Source organism: Nocardia goodfellowii (assembly GCF_017875645.1).
GTDB lineage: Bacteria > Actinomycetota > Actinomycetes > Mycobacteriales > Mycobacteriaceae > Nocardia > Nocardia goodfellowii.
This window is the reverse complement of the sequence record NZ_JAGGMR010000001.1, coordinates 6,642,690-6,659,736: the sequence shown is the minus strand read 5'-3', so window position 1 is coordinate 6,659,736 and position 17,047 is coordinate 6,642,690. Positions and strand designations below refer to the sequence as shown.

The 17,047-nt window shown below is 65.4% G+C and carries 20 protein-coding genes and 1 pseudogene; 13 read left to right on the top strand and 8 right to left on the bottom strand.

Translation table 11 applies throughout. The annotated features are described in order from the left end of the window. Nucleotides 1–188: 188 nt before the first annotated feature. On the top strand, nucleotides 189–1,076 hold the full coding sequence (locus BJ987_RS30925) for an NAD(P)-dependent oxidoreductase (RefSeq protein ID WP_209896607.1): 888 nt from the start codon (nucleotides 189–191) through the stop codon (nucleotides 1,074–1,076). A 260-nt stretch (nucleotides 1,077–1,336) separates the two neighbouring features. Then, complete coding sequence (locus BJ987_RS30920) at nucleotides 1,337–1,618, top strand: hypothetical protein (protein ID WP_307869807.1); 282 nt, start codon at nucleotides 1,337–1,339, stop codon at nucleotides 1,616–1,618. A gap of 79 nt (nucleotides 1,619–1,697) precedes the next feature. On the opposite strand, the gene BJ987_RS30915 is transcribed toward BJ987_RS30920, so the two are convergent. The 3 genes from BJ987_RS30915 to BJ987_RS30905 all read right to left on the bottom strand — a co-directional run bounded on the left by BJ987_RS30915 (nucleotide 1,698) and on the right by BJ987_RS30905 (nucleotide 3,595). Continuing rightward, nucleotides 1,698–2,396: a bleomycin resistance protein gene (locus tag BJ987_RS30915; RefSeq protein WP_245366205.1), complete on the bottom strand. Its 699-nt coding sequence runs from the start codon at nucleotides 2,394–2,396 to the stop codon at nucleotides 1,698–1,700. A gap of 136 nt (nucleotides 2,397–2,532) precedes the next feature. Continuing rightward, the gene (locus tag BJ987_RS30910) at nucleotides 2,533–2,808 is read right to left on the bottom strand and encodes a hypothetical protein (RefSeq protein ID WP_209896606.1); all 276 of its coding nucleotides are present in this window, start codon (nucleotides 2,806–2,808) and stop codon (nucleotides 2,533–2,535) included. Between the two features lie 169 nt (nucleotides 2,809–2,977). Continuing rightward, nucleotides 2,978–3,595, bottom strand: coding sequence for a TetR/AcrR family transcriptional regulator (locus tag BJ987_RS30905; protein ID WP_209896605.1), 618 nt, complete (start codon nucleotides 3,593–3,595; stop codon nucleotides 2,978–2,980). A gap of 136 nt (nucleotides 3,596–3,731) precedes the next feature. Between BJ987_RS30905 and BJ987_RS30900 the strand changes: the two genes are divergently transcribed. The 3 genes from BJ987_RS30900 (at nucleotide 3,732) to BJ987_RS30890 (ending at nucleotide 6,593) form a co-directional block, all read left to right on the top strand. After that, nucleotides 3,732–4,715, top strand: coding sequence for a Rieske 2Fe-2S domain-containing protein (locus tag BJ987_RS30900; RefSeq protein WP_209896604.1), 984 nt, complete (start codon nucleotides 3,732–3,734; stop codon nucleotides 4,713–4,715). A gap of 18 nt (nucleotides 4,716–4,733) precedes the next feature. Further along, a complete protein-coding gene (locus BJ987_RS30895; protein ID WP_209896603.1) occupies nucleotides 4,734–5,822 on the top strand; it encodes an NAD(P)H-dependent amine dehydrogenase family protein in 1,089 nt (362 codons plus the stop codon). 132 nt (nucleotides 5,823–5,954) lie between these two features. Beyond that, nucleotides 5,955–6,593 carry a hypothetical protein gene (locus tag BJ987_RS30890; RefSeq protein WP_209896602.1) on the top strand — a complete coding sequence of 213 codons (639 nt, stop codon included), beginning with the start codon at nucleotides 5,955–5,957 and terminating at the stop codon, nucleotides 6,591–6,593. 37 nt (nucleotides 6,594–6,630) lie between these two features. Here BJ987_RS30890 and BJ987_RS30885 read toward each other — a convergent pair whose 3' ends face one another. Together BJ987_RS30885 and BJ987_RS30880 are read right to left on the bottom strand one after the other, a co-directional pair. Beyond that, on the bottom strand, nucleotides 6,631–7,278 hold the full coding sequence (locus BJ987_RS30885) for an HAD-IA family hydrolase (protein ID WP_209896601.1): 648 nt from the start codon (nucleotides 7,276–7,278) through the stop codon (nucleotides 6,631–6,633). Between the two features lie 67 nt (nucleotides 7,279–7,345). Next, nucleotides 7,346–7,624 (bottom strand): hypothetical protein, encoded by a 279-nt coding sequence (locus BJ987_RS30880; RefSeq protein WP_209896600.1) that lies wholly within the window; start codon nucleotides 7,622–7,624, stop codon nucleotides 7,346–7,348. Between the two features lie 104 nt (nucleotides 7,625–7,728). Here BJ987_RS30880 and BJ987_RS30875 point away from each other — a divergent pair, with 104 nt between their 5' ends. Beyond that, a complete protein-coding gene (locus BJ987_RS30875) occupies nucleotides 7,729–8,181 on the top strand; it encodes a hypothetical protein (protein ID WP_209896599.1) in 453 nt (150 codons plus the stop codon). A gap of 51 nt (nucleotides 8,182–8,232) precedes the next feature. On the opposite strand, the pseudogene thrS reads toward BJ987_RS30875, so the two are convergent. Continuing rightward, nucleotides 8,233–9,477: pseudogene (thrS, locus tag BJ987_RS30870) on the bottom strand (threonine--tRNA ligase); the annotation flags it as partial. Between the two features lie 359 nt (nucleotides 9,478–9,836). On the opposite strand from thrS, the gene BJ987_RS30865 reads away from it, so the two are divergent. Further along, nucleotides 9,837–10,286 carry a nuclear transport factor 2 family protein gene (locus BJ987_RS30865; protein ID WP_209896597.1) on the top strand — a complete coding sequence of 150 codons (450 nt, stop codon included), beginning with the start codon at nucleotides 9,837–9,839 and terminating at the stop codon, nucleotides 10,284–10,286. A 19-nt stretch (nucleotides 10,287–10,305) separates the two neighbouring features. On the opposite strand, the gene BJ987_RS30860 is transcribed toward BJ987_RS30865, so the two are convergent. Further along, the gene (locus BJ987_RS30860) at nucleotides 10,306–10,743 is read right to left on the bottom strand and encodes a MarR family winged helix-turn-helix transcriptional regulator (RefSeq protein ID WP_307869806.1); all 438 of its coding nucleotides are present in this window, start codon (nucleotides 10,741–10,743) and stop codon (nucleotides 10,306–10,308) included. A gap of 84 nt (nucleotides 10,744–10,827) precedes the next feature. Between BJ987_RS30860 and BJ987_RS30855 the strand changes: the two genes are divergently transcribed. The 4 genes from BJ987_RS30855 (at nucleotide 10,828) to BJ987_RS30840 (ending at nucleotide 14,358) form a co-directional block, all read left to right on the top strand. Next, nucleotides 10,828–12,069 (top strand): epoxide hydrolase family protein, encoded by a 1,242-nt coding sequence (locus BJ987_RS30855; protein ID WP_209896596.1) that lies wholly within the window; start codon nucleotides 10,828–10,830, stop codon nucleotides 12,067–12,069. 319 nt (nucleotides 12,070–12,388) lie between these two features. Next, nucleotides 12,389–12,676: a hypothetical protein gene (locus tag BJ987_RS30850; RefSeq protein ID WP_209896595.1), complete on the top strand. Its 288-nt coding sequence runs from the start codon at nucleotides 12,389–12,391 to the stop codon at nucleotides 12,674–12,676. Between the two features lie 314 nt (nucleotides 12,677–12,990). Continuing rightward, nucleotides 12,991–13,983, top strand: coding sequence for an alpha/beta hydrolase (locus tag BJ987_RS30845; protein ID WP_209896594.1), 993 nt, complete (start codon nucleotides 12,991–12,993; stop codon nucleotides 13,981–13,983). Between the two features lie 105 nt (nucleotides 13,984–14,088). Continuing rightward, nucleotides 14,089–14,358, top strand: a complete 270-nt coding sequence (locus BJ987_RS30840; RefSeq protein WP_209896593.1) for an acyl-CoA-binding protein — start codon at nucleotides 14,089–14,091, stop codon at nucleotides 14,356–14,358. On the opposite strand, the gene BJ987_RS30835 is transcribed toward BJ987_RS30840, so the two are convergent. Beyond that, nucleotides 14,336–14,848 (bottom strand): nitroreductase family deazaflavin-dependent oxidoreductase, encoded by a 513-nt coding sequence (locus tag BJ987_RS30835; RefSeq protein ID WP_209896592.1) that lies wholly within the window; start codon nucleotides 14,846–14,848, stop codon nucleotides 14,336–14,338. The two genes, BJ987_RS30840 and BJ987_RS30835, sit on opposite strands and share 23 nt — an antisense overlap. A 186-nt stretch (nucleotides 14,849–15,034) precedes the next feature. On the opposite strand from BJ987_RS30835, the gene BJ987_RS30830 reads away from it, so the two are divergent. Both BJ987_RS30830 and BJ987_RS30825 read left to right on the top strand, forming a co-directional pair. Further along, a complete protein-coding gene (locus BJ987_RS30830) occupies nucleotides 15,035–15,976 on the top strand; it encodes an alpha/beta hydrolase (RefSeq protein WP_209896591.1) in 942 nt (313 codons plus the stop codon). Then, entirely contained in the window at nucleotides 15,973–17,046 is a 1,074-nt protein-coding gene (locus tag BJ987_RS30825; protein ID WP_209896590.1) for a quercetin 2,3-dioxygenase, read from the top strand. Before BJ987_RS30830 ends, BJ987_RS30825 begins: the two co-directional genes overlap by 4 nt. Nucleotide 17,047: the final 1 nt, after the last annotated feature.

The window sequence follows — 17,047 nt, the reverse complement described above, 5'->3', positions numbered from 1 at the left end:
TGTCACAGGCACTGCTGTCCCGGTCAGCATACATCGCACTGTGCGGGTAGCGGTCTGTTATTGCCCGGATTACCAAAGTCGCAGCATCCCAGCGGTTTTCGCCAGCTGCGATGCCGACGACGGAACGGAAGGTGGGTTGCGCAGCCGAGCTTGACCTCAACAAGAGTTGAGCTTCTAGGGTCCGTTCTGTGAGTGTGCATGAGAACGAACAAGCAGTGGCGGTCGCGGTTCTGGGCCTGGGCGAGATGGGGTCGGCGTTGGCCGTCGCGCTCTTGGACGCCGGTTATCCGGTGACCGTTTGGAACCGGTCGGAGGACAAGGTGCACCAGTTGGTGGCAAAGGGTGCGCGCCCGGCAGCGACGCCGGAGGCGGCCGTAGCCGCCGCCGAGGTGGTGATCGTCAACGTCAAAGGCGGCGCGGTGGCGGCGGAGGTGTTGCGCACGGCGGCGTCTGCGCTACCGGGGCGCACCGTGGTCGACTTGACCGACGGATCCTCCGAACAGTCCAGGGCGACCGGTCAATTGGTGACCACGCACGGTGCGGACTATCTACACGGGCAGATCATGACCATCGCGCCGGCTGTCGGCTCGCCGGACGCGGTGGTCTTCTACGGTGGTCTCCGCGACGTCTTCGACCGGCACGAAGCCCTGCTCCGGTCCCTCGGCGGCCGTGCCACCCACGTCTCCGACGACCCGGGTGTAGCCGTGCTGTACGGCATGGCCGTTCACGACATCATGTGGGGTCTGCTGAACGGTTTCCTGCACGCCGCGGCACTTCTCGGCAATGCGGGCATTCGGGTCGGCGATTTCCAGCAGGTGGCGCAGCCGTCCTTGACGGCGCTGTCATCGCTGTTCCCGATGCTCGCCGGCGAAATCGACCGCGCCGAATTCGCTACCCCCTATGGTGCGCTGGTGCATCATCTGCCTTCTCTCGACGACTTGATCGCCGAGAGCCGGGTCCGGGGTATCGACGTCGATCTGCCCACCTACACCAGAAAGCTTGTCGCCGCAGCACTGGACGCTGGTCATGGCCATGACAGCTACTCCCGGCTGGTAGAACACTTCCGCCGCGGATAACCGCGTGCACAGCCCGGTGGGCAGGCCGAAGCACGACACTGCGGCACTCAACCGTCGCCGTCGATATGCCCCGCAGAGGGCTAGCGGAAAGCGTTTCCACCGGGTATTCGCATCAATAGCTACGCGGATGCCGGAATGGATCGGTGCACGTCACGGCAGGTTGGAGTAACAAGTATCAACCGTTCGCGATGTGTTTCAGACAACATCAATTCAGGAGGTTCGAAATGCTATCTGCGAAGCGGCTAGTTGCCGGTGCCGCCGTGGCCAGCGCGGCTGCGGCCACTGTACTCGCCGGTGGCGGCATGGCCCAGGCGGACGTACCGGTGTGGCAAGCCAATTGTCACGTTTACAACATCTTCAACACCGGCGGAATGGCCAATTGCGAGTTGCCGACCTGGCATCAGGTGAAGCTCACCTGCGTTGCGTGGCCTGTCCCGTTCACCTATTGGAAGTACGGCCCGGTGCAATACGGGCAGAACCAGTCGTGGGCGAGTTGCGATTCGCTGAACGCACTGGTGAAAGTCGAAGTTATCCAGGCGTAGGTCGCGCTCGGCACAAACTGAACCCAGCGCCGCGGAACATACGGTAATACCGATGCTGCTGTCCGGCGCTGGGTCGATGTCACAGCCCGGCTCGAAGCTCCGCGGCCCGCCGGAGATCATCAGCTAGTTCCGGCCCGCTGACCTCCGCGGAGATGACACGGGCAAGCAACTGCCGCGCCAATTCCGGCTCGTCTTGCCGGACCGCCACGTCGGCCCGCAGCACCAGCAGCTTCACCAACTGGACCGCGGTCGGCTCCTCGTCGGTCCGGTGCAGCGCCCGATCGAGCACCCGCACCGCCAGCGCCAAGTCCTGCTTCGAATCCGCGAACAACGCGCCCATGTGGATGGCCCGGTCGAACGTCCCCTTCGGCAATGGCCGGTGTTCCTGGTTCTCGCTGATCGGCTGCGCGATCTGGAGGGTGTTCCCACCGGGATCGATCACCAGGAACTGCCGCATGCCATAGCTCACGTCCTTCAACGTGCCCACCCGCGGGCACCCCTGGGTGGGGACCGACCCGTAAGCGTTGCGCAACCCTTCGGTGAATACCGCGTACAGGTAGTCGACGTCATCGGTGTCGATCAGGCAGCCATGCGTGGACGATGCCGGATCGAAGTTCTTGTCGCCGTAGAAGTTCAGTTCGATACCATGCCGCCGCACGCTCAAGAACTGGTAGGGGGCCCGCTGGCGGAACGTGGTCTCGAACCCCAGCGCGGTATAGAAATCGGCTACCGGGTCGATCGACCGGGCCATCAATCTGGGGATCGTCTTCTCTGTCATGCCACCGACGGTAGGGAGTCGGGAGCCGCGCTCGCACATGAAAGTGAGAAGCCCGACTTTCCCTGGTCAACGGCGATTTTTGGCTATCTGCGGTGCGCGAACCGGCACCTCGCCTGATCAGGCTGGGCGTCCGCGCTCAGGAGCCTTCGTCGAGGTCGGTGTTGGCGACCCGGGTCGCGTCATGGGTCGAGGACTTGGCGGCATGGCGGTCTTCGCGCGGCGTGGTCTTGCGCTCGCGGTCGATCCGGCCTTCCATGTCCGCGCGGGTCGGCGGCTCGTAGTCGCCGCCGGACTCGGCGCGGATGAGGTTCATGTCCGTCATCTGGTCGTGGCGTTCGGCGCGCTGGGCCGCGGCGCTCTCGTCGCCGGCCTTACGCCGCGCATCCTGCGAGAGATCTTGGTGACGCTCCATCGAGATACCTCCTGGTGTGGAGTCTTGCTCGGGAACTACCGACCCAGACCAGTATGCCCCCGATCGGCTACTGGGTGGATCCGTCGGTCTCGCCCCGGACGACCCGCCGGATTCAGGGGACAGCGCCCAAGCTGACCGGACTCGCTTTCGGCGCTGTGATGAGCCCTGGCTAGGGCTCCAGGTAGGCGACGATGGCGTTGATCAGGCCGCGGCGCGCCTCGTCCAGATCGGCGTAGGTGCCGAGTTGCTTCTCGGAGACGAGGCCGCGCATCGCGCCGGGGATCAGGGCCGCCATCTCGCGGATGCGCCGCGGGTCGATGTCCAAGTCGGCGAAGGCTTTCTGGCAGGCGTCGTGCCAGAGCGGCTTCCACGACGCGAGTTCCGCGGCGGTGCGCGGATAGAGACGTTCCAGTTCGGCCGGATCGCGGGGGAGAGCGGCCCGCAGCGTTTCGATGGCGCGGGAGTCGGGTGAGCTGAGGCCGGTGTACATCAATTCGATGATGCCCGTGACGCGTTCGCGCAGGGATGCGGTGGGGTCGACGCGGACGGGGAGGTCGCCGCGGCGTTCGGCCGTGCGGCGCAGCACCGCGGCCCATAGCCCGTCGACGTCACCGAACTGGTACTTCACGACACCCCAGGTGGCGCCGATCTCCTTGGCTATCCGGTTGCCCGAGGCCGCCGCCGGGTCGCCGGTGGCCAGTGCCCGCAGGGCGGCTTCGAGCATGTTCTCGCGCGTGGCGATACCGCGTTTGTTGCTGCGCCTGCCTGTCGTTCCCGGATCGGTCATCGCGTGCATCCTAGCCAGCTCCGGGACTGCTGAAATCTCCTGGGGCAGGTGCCTTTCCATTTTCGTAGAACCCTCTTGCATAGTATCGAAGAGGGTTCTACGATCAAGGCGCTCCCGCACGACGGAGGACAAGACCATGGCAAAACCCCCACTATCGATGCGGCCGACCGGGTGGTTTCAGGTCGCATGGTCGGCCGAGGTCGGTGTCGGTGCGGTGCACCGGATGACCTACTTCGGGCGCGACCTGATCGCGTGGCGGTCGGAAGCGGGTGAGGTCGCGGTGATGGACGCCTACTGTGAACACCTCGGCGCGCACCTCGGGTTCGGCGGGCACGTCGAAGGCGACCGCATCGTATGCCCTTTTCACGGCTGGGAATGGAATCGCGAAGGCCGAAATGTCCGTGTTCCGTACGAGAACCACCCCAACAAGGGCAGGCGCATCCGCAGCTACCCGGTGGTGGAGCGCAACGAATCGATCTGGATCTGGCACGACGTCGATGGACGTCCCCCGCACTTCGAAATACCTGATGTATTCACCGGATTCGACGACGGGAAAAGTGCCGCGGACTACTTCCCGGCGTATCCGCACTCCACGCTGTACCGGGAACGGCTCGAGCTGCACCCGCAATACATCATGGAGAACGGGGTGGACTTCGCGCATTTCAAGTATGTGCACAAGGTCCCGATCATCCCGACGTTCACCCGCCAGAATTTCGACAAGCCGGTCGCCTACGTGGATTTCACGATCGCCTTCGACGACACCGCGGCCGGCGAGATCAACAGCGGCGTGCAGGCGATCAACGCCGGACTCGGCGCGGCGGTCACCAAGAGCTGGGGCATGATCGACAATCGCACGCTGTCGGCGGTCACCCCGGTCGACGACGAAACCTCCGACGTGCGTTTCTCGGTCTGGATCGGGCGGCCGTCCGGTGCGCAACGAACCGACGCGGCGGCCAAGGCGCAGCAGCTCGCCCAGGCCGTTATCGCGCAATTCGAAGCCGACATCCACATCTGGGCGCACCAGCGCTACTCCGACCCACCCGGGTTGTCCCAGAAGGAATTCGAGGGATTCAAAGCGCTCCGGCACTGGGCCGCGCAGTTCTATCCCGCGACTCGATGACGGAAGGCACTGTCCCCCATGAGCACCCAGCAGCAGATCCGCGTATTCCAGGTCGCCACAGGCAATGTCGGCACCGAAATGATCAAACGTATCGGCAGACATCCGGATCTGGAGTTGATCGGACTGCACTGCTACACACCGGAGAAGATCGGCCGCGATGCCGGGGAACTCGCCGGTCTGCCGCCGATCGGCGTGCGCGCCACCGGCACGGTCGAGGAAATCATCGCGGCCCGACCGGATGTCGTGACCTTCCACGGCGTGTTCCCCGACGAGGCTCTCTACGAACGCGTCCTCGAGGCGGGCATCGATATCGTGACCACGGCCGACTGGATCACCGGCCACCATCGTGACCGGAACCATCCGCACCCCTCGGGTAAGCCGGTCACCGAGGTACTGCGGGCCGCCTGCGAACGCGGGGGTTCCACGTTCTACGGCACCGGCATGAATCCCGGCCTGTGCCAGATCCTCGGGGTCGCCCACTCCTGCGACGTGGCCGAGATCGAAAACGTCACCGTCATCGAATCGGTCGACGTGTCCTGCCACCATTCCGTGCGGACCTGGATCGAAGTCGGCTACGGCCGGCCTGTCGACGACCCCACGATCCCTGCCTCGCTCGAGAAATTCACCCGGGTCTTCGCCGACTCGGTATATCTGATGGCCGACTGTTTCGGTCTCGAGCTGGACGATGTCACCTTCAGTTACGAACTCGGCGCGTGCACAAGGGATGTCGACCTCGGCTGGTACACCCTGCCCGAAGGTTCACTCGGCGCCAACTACATCAAATATCAGGGCATCGTCGACGGCGTACCGCGGATCGAATCCCATCTGGAATGGCAGATGACCCCCCATACGGCCCCGAAATGGGACGTGAAGGGCTGCTATGTCACCAAGATAACGGGCGACCCGTGTATCTACAGCAAACACATGATCTTCCCGAAACCCGGTATCGACCTGTCCGATCCGGATTCCTTCGCCGCCATCGGCATGACCGTCACCGGACTGCCCGCCCTCAACGCGATCCGATCGGTGGTGGCCGCACCCCCGGGCATCCTCACCAGCGCGGACCTGCCGCTGCGTGGGTTGGCGGGTCGGTTCGCATCCGCCTAGGCGGCCGACGAGGCAAGAGTGACAACCACCGCGCCCTATCCGCTGAGCGAACGTCCACACAATTCGTCAACCGCGAAAACCCCAGCGCGCTCGCCTGTATGGTCGAATCGACGATCCCCTCGACCAGGAGGTATGGACGTGTTCGGCCGGAAAACCCGTGACCAGATCGCCCCTGGAATGAGCGCCGCTCAGGTTGTCGCCTTGCTGGGCAGCCCGAAAAGCGAAACCGGTGCCGAGGACTTGTCGTCGAGTTACAGCTCCGTGAGCGGTGGAAAGCCGCCACGGCAACGCTTCTGGAGTTACCGCAACAAACCACGCGGCGTCGACACCGACCTGGTGCTACAGGACGACCATGTGGTTCGGGTGCGGCAAACATCGAGGCGAACGGGTGCGGTCGTCCGCGATGACGAGATATCCGCTTCGCGAGCGTCCGGGCGAGCGAACCTGATCATGAGCGACGCGCGACGGCTACCGACTGCCGACGGCGCGGCCATCCAACGCGACTTCCTCGAGATATCGGAGGCCTGGGGCGCGCGAGAGGTCCTCGACATCAGCGACGACGACCTCCCTCGCTGGATCGCCACCATGCTCGCGGACAACGTCGCCGCCGGATACACCGAGCTGCAACGCGATTGGGGCGGCAGCCGGAACCCACCGCGCGTGCAGCTCAACTTGCTCAATCCAGCACTGGCCACGGGATGGCGGCCCTATCGGATCGTCAGACGGGATGAAGACACGTTCGCCGTCTACGGCCATTCCAGCATGTACTGACCAGCCTGCGCTCAGTTGGGTTGCGGCTCATCGCCTTTCAGCCACGCAATATCACCCGGGCGTCGATGCGCAGTCCGGTGGACGTCCGGCTGATGCCGGTCAGATCGCGGACCACGAGGTGGGCCGCGCTGTCCTTCGCGGCCTCCCCGACTCCGATAATGCGAGCGGGGCCGGCCGCGGCAGCGGCTCGGATACCGGTCGCACTGTCTTCCACGATGACGCAGTTCTGGATCGGTACGCCGAGTTTGTCCGCCGCCAACAGGTAGCCCTCGGGAGCCGGCTTGCCCACCTGAACCTCGCCGGCGGTGATCACGATCGGCGGGGTCGGCAAGCCGGTCGCGGTCAACCGGGCCGTCAGCAACGGTGCGGAGGCCGAGGTGACCACGGCCCAGTGCGGTGTGAGCTGGTCGAGCAACTGCCGTGCGCCGGAGATCGGCCGGGTATCGACGGCTTGGTCGATCTCGATGGTCTCGATTCTCGCGAGGGCGTCGTGGCGCAGTTCAGGCGGCAGGAACAGGGCTACCGTGTCCGCTGAGCGGCGGCCGTGGATGCCGTCGAGGACCAGCGCCGAGTCCAGGCCGTACTCACCCGACCACTGCCGCCAGGCGCGTTCACCGCTGTCGACCGAATCGACCAGGACGCCATCGCAATCGAAAAGTACCGCTCTACAGGGAATATCGATCACGTTCTGCTCCTTGTCGCCATCTCCACGGTCTCGGTGCCCACTCTGCCAAACGCGAATGTCGCGTTACTCAGCCGCCACCGCCACAACCGCCACCACAACCGCCGCCGTCACTCCCGGAATCGCTATCGCCGCCGGAGCTGCCGAGGATGCCGCTACCCGCACGCCAGGATCCGGAACGCCCCCGCGTGCGGGCACGCCCGCTGCCGGTGTCACGCACAGCACCGGCGATGATCACCGTGACAACCGCGAACCCGAGGCAGCTGAATCCGAAGCCCCAATCCCCACTCGCGAAGCCGACGACCGCACCGAAAACACTGATCACCCCGATGATCGTGATGAACACCATGATTTCTCCTCCCCCGAGAAAGCCTCCCCACGAAGGCTGGTGGCGTCAGCCTACGGAAGGCCCCACCGATCCCGCACTCCCTTTTCGCCGCGGTGCCCATCGGCATGTCTGGCGGCCACGAGTCGCATCTCGACTACGACGCTGTCCACTCGCGGATAGCGGCGACAAACTCCTCGGGCTCGTCGGATTCCACGTATGTCCCCGGCGCCCTCGACGATTACGGTCTTGTGATCGGTGAACGTCGCTTCCAGGCGCTCGCGTTCCTCACGGCGGAAGGCGATGTCGGCGTCGCCCCACACGATCAGCGTCGGCAGATCGGCGACGTCGGGCAGGCCCGCCTCGACCTCGGCGACCGCCCTTTCCACCTCCACGCGACCAGCTCCGGTTTCGAAGTCGGCCCGCATGACGGCCGCGCCCTGGACGCCACCGTCCGCGCCGACCCCTCCTACGTCCTCGCCCCCGCCGCGGGCGCCCTCACCTTGAGCGACGCCCGGACCCTGGGACTGGTCGAGATCGACGGAGACGAGTCCGTCGTACGCGCCGTCTTCGCCGCCTGACGGGCCAGGCGGGTGGGACGAGTCGGGGTTGCGCTCCAAAGCGGTTGTCGCTCAAAGTATTCGAGAGCGCGGCCGTAACTCCGGCCACAGAGCGGTGTCGCGGTTTTCGATAGTCGCACGGATACGTGCCAGCGCGTCGTGCGCCGGTTGGGCGGGTATGCGGCGTCCGTCGCGCAGCCGGATGGCTACTTCGTCGTTCGCGGTTTCGGCGGGGCCGAGGATGAGCTGGTAGGGCACGAGGCGGGTTTCCCGTACGCGTGCGGCCAGGCTGCCCGCTTCCGCGTCCATCATTCGCACGCGCACACCGGCTTCGAGGAATCGGTCACGAAGTGCGGCGGCCGCGGCCGCTTCGGCTGCGGATATCGGCAATAGCACTGCCTGCACCGGGGCCAGCCAAGCGGGGAAGGCGCCGCCGTGCTGTTCGATCAGGTGGGCGACCGCACGCTCGACGCTGCCGATTATGCTGCGGTGCACCATGACCGGGCGGTGTTTGGCGCCGTCGGCACCGGTGTAGTGCAGCCCGAACTGTTCGGGCTGATAGAAGTCGACCTGGACGGTGGACAGGGTGGACTCGCGGCCGGCGTGATCACGCACCTGGACATCGATTTTCGGGCCGTAGAACGCGGCTTCGCCCTCGACGGCTTCGTACCGCACGCCGGATCGGTCGAGTACCTCGCGCAGAATTTTGCTGGCGTGCCGCCACATGTCCGGTGCCGCAACGTATTTGCCGCCCGCACCGGGCAGTGACAACCGGTAGCGCTCGGTGCTGATCCCCATCGCACGGTAGGCGGAGCCGATCATCGCGAGCGCGCCCGCGGCTTCGTCGGCTACCTGGTCGAGAGTGCAGAAGATGTGCGCGTCATTGAGTTGGATACAGCGCACGCGGGTCAAACCACCGAGCACGCCGGATAATTCGGAACGGTACATCGCGCCGAGCTCCGCCATTCGCAATGGAAGCTCCCGGTAGCTGTGCGAGCGGGACCGGTAGATCAAAGCGTGATGGGGGCACAAACTGGGGCGCAGCACCACCTGCTCGCCACCGAGGTCCATCGCGGGGTACATGTCATCGCGGTAATGCGCCCAGTGCCCAGAGATTTCGTACAGTTCGCGTTTTCCCAGCACCGGCGAATACACGTGCTGATAGCCCGCCTGCCGTTCCGCGGCGCGGATGTACTCCTCGAGGCTGTGGCGCACGATCGCGCCGTCCGGCAACCAATACGGCAGCCCGGCCCCCATCAGCGGGTCGCTGTCGAACAAGCCGAGTTCTCGGCCCAATTTCCGGTGGTCGTGCACGTGGGTCTCCTCCCAGGTATGGGCGGATCAGCACACGGAAAAAGCCCCGGGCATCCGCCCGGGGCTTGATCAGAACAGTGTTCAGCGCGCCGGGACGTCGTCCGGCGTCGTAGTGAATCGAGCGCGCTGCATGGTCGGCAGGTTACACCCGAACCGCGCTGGGCCCCATGTCCAGGGACGCCGAAGCCGGTGCCAGTCGCGGGACCGGCGGTAGCCGGTCGGACGAGGGACGGTCCTCCTGGTGCAGCAAAAGATGGTGGTGACCTTGTTCGGCAGAATCGTGCTCACACCATCGGCGGGATAGACCACCATTACCTCGGAGGTAATCGACAGCGCCCTCCGGCTTGGGCATGGTGGCAGTCATGAGCGACCTCGCGGCGACAACCGCCACTCGTACCGTCGTCGAAGAACTACTTCGTCGGATCGGGTCGGGCGACCCGGAAGCAACCGCCGCGCTGTACGCCCCGGTCAGCGACTGGAAATTGGATTGGCCCGAGCACGAGCACGGCCGGAACGAGACGCCCTGGATTCGGCACCGTGCCACCCGCGCCGACGCGGCTGAGCACTATCGCGAAATCGCCCGGCACCACGTGCCCGATCGAGTCGGCACGGTGGTAGAACGCATTCTGGTCGACGGCCCGGATGCGGTGGTGCTGGGGGAGATTCGCCAGACCGCCCGGCCCACCGGCCGCGCCTATAGCGCCCGTTTCGCGCTGCACCTCACCGTCGAGAACGATCTGATCACTCGCCACCACGTCTACGAAGACAGCCTGTCCGTTGCCCAGGCGTTCGACCCGCGAAACGCGGGGTGACGCTGTTTCGCGCGCTTTCTCAGCGCGCACGTCCGAGCTCCGCGAGCCGGGTGAGGGCGGGCAGCGCTGCGGCGAGTGCTCGACGGTGTGCGGGGCTCAGCTCGGAAACCATCGGGGTGAGGTGCCGGACGCGGTCGTCGCGACGGTTGTCTCGCACCTGTCGGCCCGCGTCGGTGAGGTGCACGAGCACGGCCCGCCCGTCTGCGGGATCGCGGCGGCGCAACACCAGTCCGTCGCGTTCCAGACGGGTGACGAGTTGGGTGATACCGGGCTGGGTCAGCTGCTCGGTCACGGTCAGATCGGTCAGGCGCGTCGGCCCTCGGGTGGCGAGGGTGTCGAGCACCGACAGGGTGGTGAACGGCAGCTTTTCCCGCACCGGGATGCGGATGTAGCAGCGGTTGAAGTCCTCGATCGCCGTGGTGAAGGCGGCCACGTCGAAATCGTCGATGTCGTCCACGCCGACAACTATATCCGGGGCTTATAGAAGTTGATTAAATAAGCTGCTTATGTAAAGTGAGGTGCAACCGGCGTAGGAGGTCAGATGAGCTACAGCACCCACGAAACGCGGCCATTTCCCTTGTCGCCGACCAAGATTCACGTTCCCGACCAGGTGCTCACCGATCTGCGGCAACGCCTGGAGCTGACCCGGCTACCCGACGCTGTCGGCAATGAAGACTGGTATTACGGCGTGCCCCGCGACTATCTCCAGGAACTGGTGGACTACTGGCGCGGCGGATACGACTGGCGCGCCGCCGAAGCGAAGATCAACACATACCAGCATTACCACGTCGAAATCGACGGAGTGCCAGTGCATTTCATGCGCAGGCCCGGCGTCGGACCGAATCCGGCGCCGCTGATCCTGACCCACGGCTGGCCCTGGACGTTCTGGCACTGGTCCAAGGTCGCCGACCTGCTGGCCGATCCGGGTGCGCACGGGGGCGACCCGGCCGACGCGTTCGAGGTGATCGTGCCGTCGTTTCCCGGCTTCGGGTTCTCCAGCCCGCTGACGGACCGTCCGGATCTCAACTTCTGGAAGGTCGCCGACCTCTGGCACACGCTGATGACCGATGTTCTGGGTTACCGGAAATACGGTGCCGCGGGCTGCGACGTGGGTGCGCTGGTCACCGCTCAGCTCGGGCACAAATACGCCGACGAGCTGTATGCCATTCACATCGGATCCGGACTGAAACTCACCCTGTTCAACGGCGACCGGGCCTGGGATCTCGGTGGCGGGCAGCCGATTCCCGACGGCCTGCCCGCGGCGGACCGCGCGCGAATCGTGGAGTTGGACAGGCGTTTCGCCGTCCACCTGGCCGCACATATGCTCGCTCCCAGCACCCTGGCCCACGCGCTGTCGGATTCTCCGGCGGGCATGCTCGCCTGGATTCTGGAACGTTGGTGCAAATGGAGCGACAACGGCGGCGACATCGAAACGGTGTTCAGCAAGGATGATCTGCTCACCCACGCCACGATCTACTGGGCCACCAACACCATCGGCACCTCGATTCGCCTCTACGCCAACAACAATCGCTATCCCTGGACGCCGTCGCACGACCGCCTCCCGGTCGTGCAGGCCCCCACCGGCATCACTTTCGTCGGCTACGAGAACCCGCCCGGTGTCAGTACCGCCCAACGCGTCGAACACTTCTGTGCCGGCGACCGCGCCCAGTGGTACAACCACGTCAATCTCACCGTCCACGACCGCGGCGGCCACTTCATCCCCTGGGAGATCCCCGAGCAATGGACCGACGACTTACGTCGCACCTTTCGAGGACGTCGCTGACAATCGAACCCCGGGGGAGGGCCGCGGCAGGCGTACCGCAATATTCAGTCGCTACCCGGCCGGACAGGCCATCGGTGACTGGCCGACGAGGGCGGTGAAGCGTTGCGCGAAGACATGTCTGGATGCTCCGACCGTCGTGCTGAGTTCTTGGACGGTCCACGGTCGGGCGGGATCGTTCGAAACGCTCGCGTGGGCACGGCGATCGCGCGATCCGGGGGTCCGAACATCGCTGCCCGCTACCGGGGTGTTCGGCGCCGTCTTCGGGGGCCGCGGCGTAAAGTTGCTGATCTATCCTCGTCCCCAGACGGCTGGAGTACCGATGGCGTTCCTGTTCTGCAATACGCGACAGATGCAGCTCGGCCCCGCGCATCCCCCGACCATCGCGGAACACAAAGCCAATATCGCGCAGGTGCTGCATCAGAGCGCCTTTTCCGATGTCATCACCAACGACGCCGAAGTCGCCGGAAACCGCGGCACAATGCGTTTGTCCATACTCCACCTGCCGATCAGCGACGGTCGCTTCTACGAGCAGGTTATGGCGGCAGGTGAAGACCGGGATGCCACGCTGGGGTTGGTCAACGAAATCTTCACAGCCATAACCTTCTGACCGTTCGCCGGTCCCGGACATGGCTCAGCGGGGTGTTCGGGCCGGGGCGCGCGAGGCGGGTTCGCGGAGAATCAGGGGCCGGACCTACCCGGTGGCTGACCGCCCTGCCGGAGATCACCACCCGAGCCGAAGCGCTCGCGGTCATCATGGCGGGTCCCGTCCGGCCATGAGTTCGGGCGCGGCCGCTTGGGAGCGACCTCGATAGAAACTCCCGTCGATTGGTAACGCCCACAAGGTTGCGCGAATAGCGCGCGGGTCCGCACGCGAATGCTCTTGACTGCGAATCGGAGCCGTCTCAGCGGGCAGGAGTCGACATGCCGAACCGATCGCGGCGAACGGGCACGGTGCTGCTTGCCGCTTCGCTCTTTCTCGCCTGTGTGGGTGCGACCGCCCATGCTGATCCCGTGCCGGCCGACACTTCGCGGATTGTGGAGCAACGCCCGGGACCTGGTAGGCAGACACAGCTCGAGGTGTATTCGGCGGCGATGGACCGAGCCGTGCGGATGACGCTGCTGCGTGCCGCCGATCCGGAAACCCCGGCACCTACGCTGTATCTGCTCAACGGATCCAGCGGGGGTTCGGATGGGAACTGGATCGATCGCACCGATATCGCCGATTTCTTCGCCGACAAGCAGGTGAACGTGATGGTGCTGCTGGACGGCGCGGGGAGCTATTTCACCGATTGGCGCGCGGATGATCCGGTGCTGGGCAAGCAGCGCTGGGCCACCTTTTTGACCGAGGAACTGCCGCCGATCGTGGACGGCGAATTCCACGGCACCGGGGCGAATGCCATCGCCGGGGTGTCGATGGCGGGAACCTCGGTGTTTCAGCTCGCGCTCGCCGCACCGGGTTTCTATCGGGCGATCGGCTCCTACAGCGGGTGTGTGCGCACCAGCGATCCGGCGGGCCAGGCCATCGTCCAGGCCGTGGTCACCACGCAGCGCGGCACCGCCGCCAATATGTGGGGGCCACCCGGCGATCCGGCCTGGCGGGCGAACGACCCCTACCTGCAAGCGGACAAGTTGCGCGGTACGGCCGTCTATGTCGCGACCGGTACCGGCCTGCCGGGACCGAGGGAAAGCCTCGAAGGTGCGGGTGGCGACATCACGCAGCTGCTCTATCAACTGATGTTCGGTGCGCCGATGGAGGTGATCGCGAACATGTGCACCCGTCAGTTACAGGAGCGTCTGCGCTCAGCGGGTGTGCCCGCGATCTTCGATCTCCGACCGAACGGCACCCATGCCTGGGGCTATTGGCAGGACGATCTGCACAAATCCTGGCCGATGTTCGAGCAAGCGCTGCGATGACCGCCGGCGGTCGTGCCGGGGTTCCGTGATAGATCCGGCGCGAGATGGCTATCCGATCTATCGACCGGGGAGCCGCCCCGGTTCTATTCGTGGAAGGACATCATGGTGACGGATTCCCAGGACGCCTTCGAGGCCGCCCACGCCGATGTGCGAGGTTTGACGCCCCCGCCGTCCCAAGGCGTCGCGCTCCAGTTGTATGCCTATTTCCAACAGGCCGTCGTCGGGGACAACACCACCGAGCCACCCGCCGACGACGACAGCGACGCCAGGGCGAAATGGAACCTCTGGGCCGGGATGAAGGGGATGAGTCGCCAGGAGGCTCGGTCGGAATACATCGCGTTGGTGGAAAACCTCAAACGGCTCGCTGGTCGCTGAGGATGATGACCGGGATCTCGCGGTCGGTCCAGGATTGATAGGTGGCGAAGTCCGCGTAGAGGTCGGTCAGCCGAGGCCATAGGCGGGCTCGCTGCACCGGATCGGCGACGGTCGCGTGGACGGCTCGGCGTTCCCGGCCGATCTGGATGTGGGTATCGGGGTGCGCGCGCAGGTTGTGGTACCACTGCGGGTGTTTCGGCAGCCCGCCCTGCGAGGCGACCACGACTATGTCGGCGCCGTCGGCGAGGTAGAGCAGCGGCACGGTGTAGATCGTGCCGGTGGTGCGGCCGCGATGTTCGAGCAACAGCGTGGGCACCGGTTTCCGGAACCCCGCACCGATTCGCCATGTGCCGCCGATGCGGCCGCCGGTGCGTCGGTAGATCCAGACCTGTGCCTTGCCCGCATATTTGAGGATCTTCGGTATCAGCGGCGAGTCCAGCTGACGGGGCCTGGGTGGGTGTTGTGCGCCGGGTTCGATCGGAGTTGCCATAAAAGATGACCGTACACTTCAAGTCCAATGTATGGTCTTTCGTCTTCGATCGCGACGGCCCCCAAGGCTGGCGAGTGTGGTGGGTGGGCTGTTACAGTCCGACGCAGGCAGAGACCTAAGGTGAGGCCTTACAACCGCGGTTGCGGCGACCCAGGCCCGGGTTCTGCGTTCGAAGGAGTTCTTCCCTTGGACACGGCTTCGACCGTTGTCCGTCGTTCCACACTCGAGTACGCGCCGGGGTTACTGCTCGATGTCGTGCGGCCTCTGCCTATGTCGCGGCCACTGCCCGCGATCATGTGGCTGCACGGTGGTGGATGGCGGCTGCAAGACCGTACGGCCTGCCCGGATTTGTTGCGGCACTTCGCATCCCAGGATTTCGTCATGGTGAGCCTGGATTATCGGCTGGCTCCGGCGACGACGCATCCCGGTCAGCTTTTCGATGTTCGCCGCGCGGTGCGCTGGCTGCGTGCCAATGGCGCTGACCACGGCATCGATCCGGGCCGGATCGGGTTGTGGGGCTCCTCGGCGGGCGGTCATCTGGCAGCGCTCGCCGGTGTGCATTCTGCTGTGGCGTGTTTGCCCGGCGAGGAAGTGTCGTCGGTCAGCAGCGCGGTCGCGGCAGTGGTCGATGGCTATGGGCCCGCCGACCTGCCGAGCATGATCGACCTCGCGGGGGAGCGGGCGCCGGGGGAATCCGTTGCGCCGGAGGCGGATCTGCTGGGCGGACCCATTCGGGACAATCTCGGCGCGGCGGTCTCAGCGAGCCCCGCATTGCAGGTAAGCGGCGCTACGCCGCCGTTTCTCCTCATGCACGGACTCGCCGACACCCTGGTGCGGCACGACCAGAGTATGGCGCTGTACACCGCGTTGGTGGCCCACGGCAACGACGTAATCCTTTACCTCATCGAAGGTTTCGGGCACGGATTCTTCAACCCCGGTGCGGTGTTCGAGCTCGGTCCCGGCCTGCTTCTCGACCAGGGTCGGCTCGAACGCGAACCCTCGGCGCTCGCACGGATCCATGCCTCCACTCCGGCGGGCGCGGCCTTCGCCGAACGGCATCCGCACGCCTGCTTCCCCGCCATCGCGGACTTCTTCGCGCGCACACTGAAAGGTCGGCAACGATCATGACGGACTTCGACATTCCCGCTATCGACGAAGTGCATGCCGTGGCTCCGGCGATCGACACGCTGCCCGGCCGTTGCGTTCCGTATTACCTGGCCGCTGGTGAAGGGGAGCGGTATGAGCTCGGCGGTCAGTTGCTGACGGTCATCGCTCACCCGGAGGACACCGGCGGGCAGTTCGGCGCCGCGTATATCTACGGCGGCAAGGGCATCGAGACACCGTTCCTCTCGCACGAGGGCGAGCATCGATTCCTCTATGTCACCGATGGCCAGTTGCAGGTGTGGCTGCCGGGGGAAACGCAGGTCTTGGCGCCCGGCGGGTCCGTCGCGATACCGCCCGGGACGCCCTACGCGTACCGCATGCTCGCGCATCGCACGCGGTTCCTGAGCTGGCTCACCCTCGGTGACGGGCACCGGTTCGCGCAGGCCGCCGGTCGCGAGACGTCCGCGCATGTCTTCGATATCACCGCGGCCCAGCCGGTTTCGCCGGGGCGGCAATCGGAGCTGGCGGCACAGTTCGGCGTCGTGATCCACGATCTGGAGAAGCATGAGCTGCCGCCGCGCACCGGTGCGGCGCTGCCGATGGACGAATCGCCCTACGTCCTCGAGGCTGGTGCGGGCGACCGGTGGGCGAGCATGGACCAACTCAATTCCTATCTGGCACGGTCCCGCAATACCGGCGGAACCTATTTCGCGATGCACACCAGCGGCGGGAAGAGCGCCTACATCCCGCGGCACTTCCATCGGCAGCACACCGAGAACTTCCTCTGCCTCGAAGGCCGAATCCTGTTGCACGCGAACGGGAAAGAGATCCTGCTCACCAAGGGTGACTTCCTGCACGCGCCGGCGGGCACCATTCACAGCTTCGCCTTCGACAGTCACAGCACCCAGATGCTCGGCCTGCTGACCACCGATGTGTTCGAGAAGTTCTTCGAGTACATGAACACCCCGACCGAGGCGCACGTGCACGTCGAGGGCGGGGATATGCGTTTTCCCGTCGAGGGCTTCGCCCGTGCGCGCGCCGAACTCGATCTCGAGGTGGTCGGTCCGCCGCCGGAACGGGGCGCGGGCCGGTGAT